Below are 11,375 nucleotides of genomic sequence, written 5' to 3' on the forward strand. Positions count from 1 at the left end.
GGCGTCATGTGCTCGATACGCACCGCCGCTAAGGTCTCTCCCGTGCCTCCGTTCTTCGACGCGTCCGCCGCGACCGCAGCACCCGCCTCCGCCACCGCCCCCTCCTCCGCCGACGGGACGACCGCGCCTCCGCTCGACGAGAGGATCCGCGCCGACGTCCACCTGCTGGGCGAGCTGCTCGGCCAGGTGCTCCGCGAGTCGGGCGAGCCCTCCCTCTACGAGGACGTGGAGCGCCTGCGCGCGCTCACGATCAGCGCCTACGACAGCGGCGACGCCGCCGGGACCGCGGAGGCGGAGGAGTTCGTCGCCTCGCTCACGCTCGAGCGCGCCGAGGAGGTCGCCCGGGCGTTCACCTGCTACTTCCACCTCGTCAACGTGGCGGAGGAGTTCCACCGCGTCCGCGTGCTGCGCCGGCGCGAGGCCGACGCCGGTGCGCAGTCGCCCGAGGACTCGATCCTCGCCTCGATGCGCCGGCTGACCGGGGAGCTCGGGGAGGACGAGGCGTTCGCGCGCCTGTCACGACTGGAGTTCCGCCCGGTCCTCACGGCGCACCCGACCGAGGCGCGCCGCCGCGCGGTGGCCTCGACCATCCGCCGCATCAGCGACCTGCTCGAGCAGCGCGACGACCCGCGCATGGGCGGCGTCGTGCTGGTGGAGATCCGCCGCAAGCTGCTGGCCGAGGTCGACACGCTGTGGCGCACCGCTCCGCTGCGCGAGTCCAAGCCCACTCCTCTCGACGAGGTGCGCACCGCCATGAGCGTCTTCGACGAGTCGCTGTTCTCGGTGCTCCCCCGGGTCTACCGCCGCCTCGACGACGCTCTGCTCGGCGATGGCTCGGGCACCCGGGCTCCGGTCGCACCGGCCTTCGTCCGCCTGGGCACCTGGATCGGCGGCGACCGCGACGGCAATCCCTTCGTCACCGCCGAGACGACCCTCGCTGCGGTGGACATCGCCTCCGAGCACGTCCTCATGGGTCTCGAGCGGGTCGCCCGCCGCGTGGGCCGCGCGCTGACCCTCGACGCGTCGACCACTCCCCCGTCGGCCGCCGTCGAGGCGCTCTGGGCCTCCTGCGTCGAGCGGGCTCCCGAGCTCGCCGCCGACATCGCCGAGCGCTCGCCCAACGAGGCGCACCGCCGCGTCCTGCTCTTCGCGGCCGAGCGCCTGGCCGCGACCCGGTCCGAGGGGCCGCTGGCCTACTCCGCCGCCGCCGAGCTGCTGGCCGAGCTGCGCACCCTCCAGGAGTCCCTGGTCGAGGCCGAGGACGTCCGCGCCGCCTACGGCGACCTCCAGGACTTCGTCTGGCAGCTCGAGACCTTCGGCTTCCACCTCGCCGAGATCGAGGTGCGCCAGCACTCGAAGGTGCACCGCGAGACGATCGCCGCGATCCGCGCCGGCGAGGAGCTCGACGAGCGCGGCCTCGAGGTCCTGTCGGTGTTCCGGGCGATCGCGAAGGTCCAGGAGCGCTTCGGCACCGACGCGGCGAGGCGGTACATCGTCTCCTTCACCCAGTCGGCCGACGACCTGCGGACCGTCTTCGAACTGGCCGAGGCGGCGACCGACGGCGTGCCGCCGATCATCGACGCGGTCCCGCTCTTCGAGACCTTCGCCGACCTCGACGCCTCGACCGACATCCTCGCCGAGATGATCCGCCTCCCCCAGGTGCAGGCGCGCCTCGCGGCCACCGGCAACCGGCTCGAGGTGATGCTCGGCTACTCCGACTCGTCGAAGGATGTCGGACCGGTCTCGGCGACGCTCGCGCTCTACGACGCGCAGGCGCGCATCGCGCAGTGGGCGGCCGACGAGGGCATCGTGCTCACGCTGTTCCACGGGCGCGGCGGAGCGCTCGGCCGCGGCGGCGGGCCGGCCAACCGGGCCGTCCTCGCGCAGCCGCCCGGATCGGTGGACGGCCGCTTCAAGCTGACGGAGCAGGGCGAGGTCATCTTCGCCCGCTACGGCAACCCGGACATCGCCACCCGGCACATCGAGCAGGTGGCGGGAGCGACGCTGCTCGCCTCCTCCCCCGCGGTCGGCGAGCGCAACGCGGGCGCCGCGGAGCGCTTCGCCGAGGTGGCGGCGACGATGGACCGCGAGTCGCGCCGCCGCTTCTTCGAGCTCGTGAAGGCCGACGGCTTCGCGCCGTGGTTCGCCCGGGTCACCCCGCAGGAGGAGGTGGGCCTGCTCGCCCTCGGCTCGCGTCCGGCCCGCCGCGGCCTCTCCGTCGAGTCGCTCGAGGACCTGCGAGCGATCCCGTGGGTCTTCGCCTGGACCCAGGCCCGCGTCAACCTGACCGGCTGGTTCGGGCTGGGCAGCGCGCTCGAGGCCGTCGGCGACCTCGACCTGCTCCGCGAGGCCTACGCCTCCTGGCCGCTGTTCACGACGATGGTCGACAACGTCGAGATGTCGCTCGCGAAGACCGACGAGGGCATCGCCCGCCGGTACCTCGCCCTCGACTCCCGCGACGACCTCGCCGGACTCGTGCTCGACGAGATGGCGCTCACCCGCCGGTGGGTGCTCTCGATCACCGGCGAGGAGAGCCTGCTCACGGGCCACCGCGTGCTCGGCCGTGCCGTGCGCCTGCGCACCCCGTACGTCAACGCGCTCTCGCTCCTGCAGCTGCGCGCACTGAAGGCGCTCCGCACCGACCCGGGCGGATCCGGGACGGAGCAGAACCAGCGGCTGCTCCTGCTCGCGGTCAACGGAGTCGCGGCGGGGCTGCAGAACACCGGCTGATCCCGGCTCGGAACGACGGAACCCCCGGCGGCCTCACGGCTGCCGGGGGTTCTCGTGCGTCTGCGGGCGCCTCCCGCCTGCGGAGCGGATCGAAGCGCCGCGCGGATCAGGCCTGCGGAGCGGCGCCGGCCTCCTGAGCGGCCTTCGCATCCTCGTACTGGCGGCGCACCTCGACCATGTCGAGGCCGCGGACCTGCTCGATCAGGTTGTCGAGCGCGGGGGCGGGCAGGGCGCCGGGCTGAGCCATCAGCGGGATGCCGTCGCGGTACACCACGAGGGTGGGGATGGAGGAGATGCCGTAGCTCGCCGCGAGCTGCTGCTGGTCCTCCGTGTCGACCTTCGCGAACGTGATGTCGGCGTTCTTCTCGCTCGTGGCCTCGAAGACCGGAGCGAACTGCTTGCACGGGCCGCACCAGTCGGCCCAGAAGTCGATGAGGACGATGCCGTCGGCGATCGTCTGGTCGTGGGAGTCGAGGGTCATCGCAGTCGTAGCCATGGGGGATGCAACCGGGTGCCCCCGCGGCCTATTCCCGGGCGGGATCGAGGAGGTCGAGCAGCGAGCGCGGACCGACCACGGCGGCCCCGAGCGCCTCGACGCGGGCGGCCAGTCCCCGGTCGGCCGTGACGACGACCGCGGTCTCGAGCGCGCCGACCAGCTCGACGATCGCGTCGTCGCCCGAGCCGTCGGCCGAGTGGACCGTGAGCCGCTCCGTGAGAGCGCCCGCCTCCGGACGGGCGGCGCGCGCCACTCCCTCGAGCACCACGGCGATGCGCGGCCAGACCGTGTCGGCGTCGATCCCCAGGAGACGGCCGGGGACGCCTGCCCCCGCGAGGCGGGCCAGGGAGGCGAGGAGGCGCTCCGCGGCGCCGGCGCGGTCGCGCCACCAGCCGTCGGGGCGTGAGCCGACCACGTTGGCGGCGTCCACGACGAGCACCGGGATCGAGGAGCCGAGCGCGCGCAGACCCGGCCAGGCCGCTCCGAAGCCCGGGTGCAGCGGCAGGGAGGCGACGTCCTCGGGGGCGACCCAGCGCAGCTCGGTGCTCTCGGCGTCGCTGATGCGGGGAGTGAAGTGCTCGCGGGACTCGGCCAGGACGGTGGAGTAGCTCCACGGGCCGATCACGACGACGCTGGAGAGCACGGGCAGGATCAGGTCGGCGGGGACGCCCGCCTCCTCCTCCGACTCCCGGAGGGCCGCCTCGAAGGCCGTCTCCTCGGGGTGACGGGCGCCGCCGGGCAGCCCCCAGGTGTCCCCGAAATGGCTCCAGCTGACGCGGTGCTGGAGCAGGACGCGTCCCGACGGATCGCGCAGGAGGAGGCCGGCGGCGCCGAAGCGCCCCCAGAAGCGGCGTCCGTCGCCGATCTCGACCCAGCCGTCGCCGAGCGACGCGTCGAAGGGGTGGCGCGGGAGCACGGCGTCCGCGCCGGGGTCCTCGCTGGTCATGCCCTCCAGCCTCCCACACCGCGCCCGCCGCGCCCGACCCCGACGGGCTGGCAGAATCGGACGATGCGCCGCTCGAGACCCCTCCGCCTCGCGACGCTCGCCTGGCTCGCGCTGATCGCCCTGATCACGCTGACGCCCGCGCCCTACCCTGCCGGGGAGCCCAACGCGCTGATCCGCGGGATCATCGCGTTTCTCGCCTCCACGCCGCTCACCGGCTGGTTCGACTTCGACGTGGCGGAGTTCACCGCGAACGTGCTGCTCTTCGTGCCGCTCGGTGCGCTGATCGCCGCGCAGCTGCCGGCGGGGCGCCGCCTGTGGGCCGCCGCCATCGGGCTCGCCGTGTCGGCGGCCGTCGAGACCGCGCAGCTGCTGTGGCTGCCGACCCGCGTCTCCGACGTGCAGGACCTGGTCTCGAACGGCAGCGGCTCCCTGATCGGCGCCCTGCTGACGATCGCGCTGCTCCGCTTCTCCCCCCGCCGCCGCTGCCGGAAGGACCGCACCGCCCATGCCCGCTGAGACCCTCGTCGTCCTCGACCGACCCTCCCTCGACGCCGAGGCCCACTCGCCGGGAGGACCCGCGCACCGCATCGATCCGAGCGGGCGCGGCGATCTGGACGTCACCGACCTCGGCTTCACCCGCGGCGACGGCGTGTTCGAGACGATCAACCTGGTCGACGGACGGCTGCAGGCGCTCGACGCGCACCTGGACCGCTTCGAGCGCTCGGCCCGGATGCTCGACCTGCCCCGGCCGGACCGGGCCGCCTGGCTCGAGGCGATCGGAGCGGCGGTGGCCGCGCACCCGCCCGTCGCGGAGGCGATGGTGAAGACGATCCTGACCCGCGGCGTCGAGGAAGGCGGGCGGCCCACCGGCGTCGTCTTCGTGCAGACCAGCCCGGACTTCGGCCCGGCCCGCCGCGACGGCGTGCGCGTGGTGCTCCTGGACCGCGGGCTGCGCTCCGACGTGCAGTCGACGTCCCCCTGGCTGCTCGCCGGCGCGAAGACGCTCTCGTACGCGGTGAACCGTGCGGCCGCGCGGGAGGCCGCCCGGCGCGGTGCCGACGACGCCCTGTTCGTGTCGAGCGACGGCTACCTGCTCGAGGGGCCGACCTCGAACCTCGTGCTGCTGGCGGGCGGGGAGCTCGTGACTCCTCCGCCGAGCCTCGGGCTGCTGCCCGGCACCACGCAGGCCGACCTGTTCGTGCTCGCGCCGGGCCTCGGCCTCGGGACGGCGGTGCGTCCGCTGCGCGCGGGCGATCTGGAGGCGGCGGACGCGGCGTGGCTGGTCTCGAGCGCGCGCAACGCCGCTCCCGTCCGCGCCGTCGACGGGACCGACCGCCGGGTCGACGCCGACCTCTCGGCCCGGATCAACGCCGCGCTGCTCGCCCGCTGAGACTCCGATCCTCCCCCGTGGGACGCCCCGCGCTGAGCGCGGACGGCGTCCCGGAGGAGAGAGCGCTCAGGAGAGGCCGTCGACGTCCGCGGGGCCGCGGCTGATCAGTCCGCCGCGGACGTGCTCGACGGTGGGGTCGAGCTGGACCGGCTCGCGCTCGTCCGCCGCCTCGTCGTTGATCACGGCCGACACGATGCCGCGCCAGTCGGTGCCCTCGGCCACGGCGTCCTCGGAGCCGACGCGGCGCGTGACGAACACGGCCTCCGACTCCTCGCCCGCGTGCGAGATGACGGCGAGGACGCCGACGGTGCGACCGCCCGGGTGCTCGATCCGCCACTCCTCGTGCCCGGACGGGACGAGCGAGAACTCCAGGCCCGCGTGCGGGAAGCCGGTGGGGCGCAGCTCGGACGGGGATCCGCTCTGCGGAGGCGCGCCGCGGGTGGGGACCCCGGTGCCCTCGCCGCTCGTCGTGCTCATGCCGACGTCGCCGCGGGTTCCGCCGGCTCCGGAGCTGTCGTTCGCCGCGACCATGCGGTCGTCGCCGCTCCGCAGCGCGTCGTCCGCTCCGGTGTAGATGCTGTCGTCTCGGTTCATGGGAACCTCCTTGTCGGCGGCCAGTGTAGGACCGCGGGGTGGGTGGCGAGCGGGCGCCGTTCGTAGACTGGGGGGATGCAGATCCCGGTGACCGGTGCCGTGCGGGTGGACGCGTGGCTCTGGGCGGTGCGCATCTACAAGACGCGCTCCGCCGCGACGACCGCGGCCCGGGCGGGCCACATCCGCGTCAACGGCGAGCGGGCCAAGGCGGCGCAGACCGTGCGGGTCGGCGACGAGGTCCGCGCCCGGATCGGCGGCTTCGACCGGGAGCTGATCGTCCGCGGACTCGTGGTCAAGCGGGTCGGTGCGCCGGTGGCCGCCGAGTGCATGGAGGACCGGACGCCCCCGCCGCCACCCCGGGAGTCCGCGCCGGGCGTGATCGTCCGTGACCGCGGAGCGGGCCGCCCGACGAAGCGCGACCGGCGCGACATCGAGCGCCTCCGCGGATTCTGACCGCGCGACCCGGCAGCGGCCTCAGGGGGCGAGCGCGCGCAGGCGCTCCAGGAGCCCCTCCGCCGCCTCGTCGAGGAACCGCTGCTGCAGCTCGTCGCCGACCTGGACGAGGGCGATGTCGGTGAAGCCCGCCTCGATGTAGGGCACGAAGCTCTGGGCGAGCTCGTCGAGGTCGGGGCCGCAGGCGATCTGCTCGGCGACGTCCTCCGGGCGCACGAACTGGCTCGCTCCGGCGAAGCCGGCGGGGGTCGGCAGATCGGAGTTGACCGCCCAGCCGCCGGCGAACCAGCGGAACTGCTCGTGGGCCAGCGCCACTCCCTGCTCCTTGTCCGGCGCCCAGCAGATCGGGATCTGGCCGATCGTGCGCGAGGGGGCGGCGTCCGCACCGCGGACCGCGGTCCACTGCGAGATCAGCTCGGCGTCGGGCTCGGTCGTGATGAGGTGGTCGCCGATCGGCGCGAAGCGGGCGATCGACTTCTCCCCCGAGACCGCCAGGCCGATCTCGACCGGCGTGTCCGGCAGGTCCCAGATGCGGGCGGAGTCGACGCGGAAGTACTCGCCCTCCCAGGTCACCAGCTCGCCGGTGTGCAGCTCGCGGATGAGGTGGACGGCCTCCTCGAGCATGTCCTGGCGCACGGCGACCGAGGGCCAGCCCTCGCCGACGACGTGCTCGTTGAGGTTCTCGCCCGAGCCGAGGCCGAGCGTGAAGCGGTCGTCGGAGAGGATCGCGAGCGTCGCGGCCTTCTGCGCCACCACGGCCGGGTGGTAGCGGATGGTCGGCGCGGTGACGTAGGTCGTGAGGTCGATGGTCGACGTGGCCTGCGCGACCGCTCCGAGCAGCGTCCAGGCGTAGGAGGCGTGCCCCTGCTCGGTCAGCCACGGCGAGTAGTGGTCGCTCGAGACCGCGAACTCGAAGCCGAGCCTCTCGGCGTCGACCGCGTAGCCCACCAGCTGCTTGGGTCCGCTCTGCTCGGTCATCAGGGTGTATCCGAATCGCACCATGGTCCGTCCTCGTTCCGCTCGTCGTGGGATGCCCGGGGGCACGTCCCATGGTGGGCGGGGCGCCGGATGCGCGCTAACCCCTTGCCCCGGTCGCGAGCGGCGGCTAGCGCGGCGTCAGACGAAGCGAATGCGGTTCTGCACGCGGGTGCGGACCTCGAACGACTCGCCGTACCCGCCGAGCCGCGGGTCGTCCGTGCCGGAGCGCAGCAGCTGCGGCAGCAGCGAGCGGCGGATGACGACGGCGCCCTGGTGCCTGCCGCGCTCGACCTGCTCGAACGGCTGCTCCAGCGCGTCGTCCGGCACGACCACGACGCTCGTCGAGAAGCGGACGCCCAGCTCGCGGCCGAGACGGCGCGCGGCCTTCGCGAGCGAGGCGATCGGCTTCTCGTCCTCGGCGATCCCGGGGCCCTCGAGCTCGCCCTTCCTCAGACGGACCGGGTCGCCCCAGTCGGCGGAGGTCAGCGCGAGCAGGCCGGCCGGCCCGAGCACGAGGTGGTCGATCTTGAGCCCGCCGTCGCCGACCGCGACGTCGTTCCAGATCGTGTAGGCGATGCCGAGCGCGCCGACGAGCGCGGCCGTCGCCTCCTCGGCCTGAGCCTTCGCGAGCCAGGAGCGGACCTCGCGAGGAGCGGAGCGGACGATCGCCGGGTCGAAGGGGTCCTCGGTCTCGACGCCGCGGCCGAGCCACTCGCGCACCAGGCGCAGGTAGTACTCCCGCGCCGCGCCTCCCGGGTGACCGTAGGAGCGGGCGCGCACGGCCGAGGCGGTCTGCGGGCGCGGTGAGCCGGTGTACGGCGACTGCGGGGAGGACCTCCCGGGGGCGGGAGCGCCTCGGTCGTAGTCGCCGCGGGCGGAGGCGCTGCCGATCCGCTCCCAGGCGAGCTGCACCGCGTGGAACGACGCGGCGTCGCCTCCCGTGTCCGGATGGGTCTCGCGGAGGCGGAGCCGGTACGCCCGGCGGAGCTCGTCGTCGGACGCGGTGGCGGCGACGCCCAGCACCTCGTAGGGGGTGCGGGCGGCGTGGCTGTCGGGCATGTGCTTCCGGGAGGGTCGGGGCGGGGGGGTTCCGAGTGTATCGACGCGGGCCGGGCGCCCGGTGGGAGCGCGCACCGCGTCGGCTCGGAACGCGCCGAGCGCCCAGCGGGGGAAGGGGCGCCCGGCGGGGGTCAGTGCGCGAGCAGCTCGCGCACCCGCGGGATGACCTGCGTGCCGTAGAGCTCGATGTTGCGCATGATCGCCGGGTGCGGCAGCGTCCCGGCGCTGTACTTGAGGTCGAAGCGGTCGATGCCCAGGGCCTCGACCGTTCGCGCGATCTTCCGGGCCACCGTCTCGGGCGAGCCGAGGTGGATGGCGCCGTCGGGGCCGGCCTCCTCCTCGAAGCGCTCGCGGGTCATCGGGGACCAGCCGCGCTCGCGGCCGATGGCGTCCATCATCGCCTTGTGGTGCGGGAAGTACAGCTCGCGCGCCTCCTCGTCGGTGTCGGCGACGAAGCCGGGCGAGTGCACGGCGACCGGGAGGCGGGGCTGCTCGAGCTGGTCGAGCGCGCGGCCGAAGAGCTCGACGTAGGGGCGGAAGCGGGCCGGCGAGCCGCCGATGATCGCCAGGACGAGCGGGAAGCCGTACCGGGCGGCGCGGACGACCGACTCGGGGCTGCCGCCGACGCCGATCCAGGTGCGGAGGGTGCCGTTGTCGAGGGTCGGGTAGACGCTCTGCTCGGTGAGCGCGGGGCGGGTCGTGCCCTGCCAGGTGACCGGGCCGCCCTGGATCAGGGCGTGGAAGAGGTCGAGCTTCTCCTCGAAGAGGACCTCGTACTGCGCGAGGTCGTAGCCGAAGAGCGGGAAGGACTCCGTGAAGGAGCCGCGGCCGAGGATGACCTCGGCCCGGCCGCCGGAGAGTCCGTCGAGGGTGGCGAAGCGCTGGTAGACGCGCACCGGGTCGTCCGAGGAGAGGACCGTCACGGCGGAGCCGAGGTGGATGCGCTCGGTGCGGGCCGCGATGGCGGCGAGCACGACGTCCGGTGCGCTCACGGCGAAGTCGGCGCGGTGGTGCTCGCCGATCCCGAAGAAGTCGATGCCGACCCGGTCGGCCAGGACTCCCTCCTCGACCACGTCGCGGAGGACCTGGCCGTGCGGCAGCGCGGCGCCGTCGGGGCCGGCGGTGACGTCGCCGAACGTGTCGACGCCGAACTTGACTTCATGCATACTCATGGACTTCTGCAACCTCCGGGGGTCGACGGCTATTCCTACGGGCGGGGTCCGACGTCCCCGGGCAGGAGCGCGTCGGAAGCGACGATCCCCGCCTCGAGCGCCGGCTCGCGGTAGGCGCGCCCGAGCGAGGCGACGGTGTCGTGCGCGTTCAGGCCGCTCGGGTTCGGCAGCACCCAGAGCGGCGCGCCCGCCACGTCCTCCTCCTGCCTGCCCTGCACCGCCCTGCGGCGTCCGAACGCGATCCGGTAGGCGGTGATGCCGACGACCGCGGCGGCCCGGGGCCGCACCCGCTCCACGGTGGCGACCAGCCGCTGAGCGCCCTCGCGCAGCTCCTCCGCGGTCAGCTCGTCGGCGCGGGCGGTCGCCCGGGAGGCGAGATTGGTGATGCCGACGCCGCGGGAGACGAGCTCCGCGCGGTCCGCGGCGCTCATCCCCTCGGACACGCGCGGCGCGCGCTCGAGGATCCCGGCCGCGACGAGCGCCGGGTAGAAGCGGTTGCCGGGGTGGGCGAAGTGCGCGCCGGTGGCGGCGGTCCACAGTCCCGGGTTGATGCCGACGAAGAGGAGCCGGACGTCGTCGCCCAGCAGGTCCTCGACGGTGCGGTCCTGGAACGCTGCGAGCTCGACGCGGGTGAACGACATGCGACCATCCTGCCGCGGCGCAAGTCCTCTCGGCACGGGGTCGCCGGTGCCAGCATGGAGGCATGACGAACGCATCCCAGGACCACCCGATCCAGCACGGCAGCGACGACGCGCAGCTCGACGAGAAGCTGCGCGGCGTGCTGCTGCAGGTCGCCGGCGACGCCGAGCTGCGACCGGAGGAGGACGTCGAGACCCTGCTGCGCCAGCGCCTGCGCGACACGCGGATCTCGATCTCGGACGAGGCGATCCCGGGACTCGCCAAGCGCATCCCCGGCCTCATGCAGCGCGGGGGCGGCGACGTGAACCCCGGGGCGCACTAGCCCCGAGGGACGGGCGCGGGCCGAGCGGCCGCTCGGACCCGCGCCTGCCCGCGCTACTCGGGGACCGCCGGGCCCTTGCGGTGGTGGTCGAACACCAGACTCGTGCGCGTCGAGGCCACCGCCGGGTTCGCCGAGAGGTTCGAGACCACGAAGTCCCGCACGTCGCTGGAGTCGCGGACCGCGACGTGGATGATGAAGTCCTCCGAGCCGCCGAGGAAGAACACCTGCACCACCTCGGGCAGCGCGCGGATCTCCTCCGCGAAGCGCGTGATCGCCTGGCGCTGGCCGACGCGGATGCTGACGCTGATCAGCGCCTGCAGGGTCAGGCCGAGCGCCGCCGGGTCGAGTTCGGCGGTGAAGCCGGTGATGACGCCGCGCTCGACGAGGCCCCGGACGCGTGCGACGCAGGTCGACGGGGCGATGCCGGCGCGCTCGGCGAGCCGGCTGTTGGGCGTCCGCGCGTCGGCGCGGAGGAGGCGCACCAGGGTCCGATCGACCGGATCCAGGTCGTCGAGGTCGTGCAGATCCTTCGGTGGCATGCGCCCGCTCCCTCACTCCGCCGACGAACCTTCGGCCCGTGCGGTGACTTCCGACCG

General features: G+C 74.1%; 13 protein-coding genes. 5 read left to right on the forward strand and 8 right to left on the reverse strand.

Annotation, left to right across the window (positions count from 1 at the left end):
* Positions 1 to 42 precede the first annotated feature (42 nt).
* Complete coding sequence (locus C5C53_RS09540) at positions 43 to 2,730, forward strand: phosphoenolpyruvate carboxylase (RefSeq protein WP_374954338.1); 2,688 nt, start codon at positions 43 to 45, stop codon at positions 2,728 to 2,730.
* Between the two features lie 106 nt (positions 2,731 to 2,836).
* Here C5C53_RS09540 and trxA read toward each other — a convergent pair whose 3' ends face one another.
* A complete protein-coding gene (trxA, locus tag C5C53_RS09545) occupies positions 2,837 to 3,226 on the reverse strand; it encodes a thioredoxin (protein WP_104233357.1) in 390 nt (129 codons plus the stop codon).
* A gap of 28 nt (positions 3,227 to 3,254) precedes the next feature.
* A complete protein-coding gene (locus tag C5C53_RS09550; RefSeq protein ID WP_104267401.1) occupies positions 3,255 to 4,172 on the reverse strand; it encodes an NUDIX domain-containing protein in 918 nt (305 codons plus the stop codon).
* Positions 4,173 to 4,235: 63 nt separating this feature from the next.
* Between C5C53_RS09550 and C5C53_RS09555 the strand changes: the two genes are divergently transcribed.
* Positions 4,236 to 4,688, forward strand: coding sequence for a VanZ family protein (locus C5C53_RS09555; RefSeq protein WP_104267402.1), 453 nt, complete (start codon positions 4,236 to 4,238; stop codon positions 4,686 to 4,688).
* Positions 4,678 to 5,562, forward strand: a complete 885-nt coding sequence (locus C5C53_RS09560) for an aminotransferase class IV (RefSeq protein WP_104233359.1) — start codon at positions 4,678 to 4,680, stop codon at positions 5,560 to 5,562. The genes C5C53_RS09555 and C5C53_RS09560 overlap by 11 nt, the downstream gene beginning before the upstream one ends.
* Positions 5,563 to 5,628: 66 nt before the next feature.
* Here C5C53_RS09560 and C5C53_RS09565 read toward each other — a convergent pair whose 3' ends face one another.
* Positions 5,629 to 6,156 carry a hypothetical protein gene (locus C5C53_RS09565; protein WP_104233360.1) on the reverse strand — a complete coding sequence of 176 codons (528 nt, stop codon included), beginning with the start codon at positions 6,154 to 6,156 and terminating at the stop codon, positions 5,629 to 5,631.
* Between the two features lie 75 nt (positions 6,157 to 6,231).
* Between C5C53_RS09565 and C5C53_RS09570 the strand changes: the two genes are divergently transcribed.
* Positions 6,232 to 6,609 (forward strand): RNA-binding S4 domain-containing protein, encoded by a 378-nt coding sequence (locus C5C53_RS09570; RefSeq protein WP_181027140.1) that lies wholly within the window; start codon positions 6,232 to 6,234, stop codon positions 6,607 to 6,609.
* Between the two features lie 21 nt (positions 6,610 to 6,630).
* Here the strand turns inward: C5C53_RS09570 and C5C53_RS09575 are convergent, their stop codons facing one another.
* From C5C53_RS09575 to C5C53_RS09590, 4 genes are all read right to left on the reverse strand, one after another.
* Positions 6,631 to 7,611 carry a TIGR03557 family F420-dependent LLM class oxidoreductase gene (locus C5C53_RS09575; protein WP_104222565.1) on the reverse strand — a complete coding sequence of 327 codons (981 nt, stop codon included), beginning with the start codon at positions 7,609 to 7,611 and terminating at the stop codon, positions 6,631 to 6,633.
* 114 nt (positions 7,612 to 7,725) lie between these two features.
* Complete coding sequence (locus tag C5C53_RS09580; RefSeq protein ID WP_104222564.1) at positions 7,726 to 8,646, reverse strand: J domain-containing protein; 921 nt, start codon at positions 8,644 to 8,646, stop codon at positions 7,726 to 7,728.
* A 131-nt stretch (positions 8,647 to 8,777) separates the two neighbouring features.
* A complete protein-coding gene (locus C5C53_RS09585) occupies positions 8,778 to 9,812 on the reverse strand; it encodes an LLM class flavin-dependent oxidoreductase (protein ID WP_104267403.1) in 1,035 nt (344 codons plus the stop codon).
* A 41-nt stretch (positions 9,813 to 9,853) separates the two neighbouring features.
* Positions 9,854 to 10,459 (reverse strand): mismatch-specific DNA-glycosylase, encoded by a 606-nt coding sequence (locus tag C5C53_RS09590; RefSeq protein ID WP_104267404.1) that lies wholly within the window; start codon positions 10,457 to 10,459, stop codon positions 9,854 to 9,856.
* Between the two features lie 62 nt (positions 10,460 to 10,521).
* Here C5C53_RS09590 and C5C53_RS09595 point away from each other — a divergent pair, with 62 nt between their 5' ends.
* Entirely contained in the window at positions 10,522 to 10,779 is a 258-nt protein-coding gene (locus C5C53_RS09595; RefSeq protein WP_104222561.1) for a hypothetical protein, read from the forward strand.
* A gap of 53 nt (positions 10,780 to 10,832) precedes the next feature.
* Here C5C53_RS09595 and C5C53_RS09600 read toward each other — a convergent pair whose 3' ends face one another.
* On the reverse strand, positions 10,833 to 11,318 hold the full coding sequence (locus C5C53_RS09600) for an Lrp/AsnC family transcriptional regulator (RefSeq protein ID WP_104222560.1): 486 nt from the start codon (positions 11,316 to 11,318) through the stop codon (positions 10,833 to 10,835).
* Between the last annotated feature and the right edge of the window lie 57 nt (positions 11,319 to 11,375).

Source organism: Rathayibacter sp. AY1E3, from assembly GCF_002932235.1.
In the GTDB taxonomy this organism is placed as follows: domain Bacteria; phylum Actinomycetota; class Actinomycetes; order Actinomycetales; family Microbacteriaceae; genus Rathayibacter.

What these genes read in the sequence shown, in the direction of transcription:
- trxA (WP_104233357.1), bottom strand. Translation starts at nt 3,226, where the DNA reads ATGGCTACGACTGCGATGACCCTCGACTCCCACGACCAGACGATCGCC.
- C5C53_RS09550 (WP_104267401.1), bottom strand. Translation starts at nt 4,172, where the DNA reads ATGACCAGCGAGGACCCCGGCGCGGACGCCGTGCTCCCGCGCCACCCC.
- C5C53_RS09555 (WP_104267402.1), top strand. Translation starts at nt 4,236, where the DNA reads ATGCGCCGCTCGAGACCCCTCCGCCTCGCGACGCTCGCCTGGCTCGCG.
- C5C53_RS09560 (WP_104233359.1), top strand. Translation starts at nt 4,678, where the DNA reads ATGCCCGCTGAGACCCTCGTCGTCCTCGACCGACCCTCCCTCGACGCC.
- C5C53_RS09565 (WP_104233360.1), bottom strand. Translation starts at nt 6,156, where the DNA reads ATGAACCGAGACGACAGCATCTACACCGGAGCGGACGACGCGCTGCGG.
- C5C53_RS09570 (WP_181027140.1), top strand. Translation starts at nt 6,232, where the DNA reads ATGCAGATCCCGGTGACCGGTGCCGTGCGGGTGGACGCGTGGCTCTGG.
- C5C53_RS09575 (WP_104222565.1), bottom strand. Translation starts at nt 7,611, where the DNA reads ATGGTGCGATTCGGATACACCCTGATGACCGAGCAGAGCGGACCCAAG.
- C5C53_RS09580 (WP_104222564.1), bottom strand. Translation starts at nt 8,646, where the DNA reads ATGCCCGACAGCCACGCCGCCCGCACCCCCTACGAGGTGCTGGGCGTC.
- C5C53_RS09585 (WP_104267403.1), bottom strand. Translation starts at nt 9,812, where the DNA reads ATGCATGAAGTCAAGTTCGGCGTCGACACGTTCGGCGACGTCACCGCC.
- C5C53_RS09590 (WP_104267404.1), bottom strand. Translation starts at nt 10,459, where the DNA reads ATGTCGTTCACCCGCGTCGAGCTCGCAGCGTTCCAGGACCGCACCGTC.
- C5C53_RS09595 (WP_104222561.1), top strand. Translation starts at nt 10,522, where the DNA reads ATGACGAACGCATCCCAGGACCACCCGATCCAGCACGGCAGCGACGAC.
- C5C53_RS09600 (WP_104222560.1), bottom strand. Translation starts at nt 11,318, where the DNA reads ATGCCACCGAAGGATCTGCACGACCTCGACGACCTGGATCCGGTCGAT.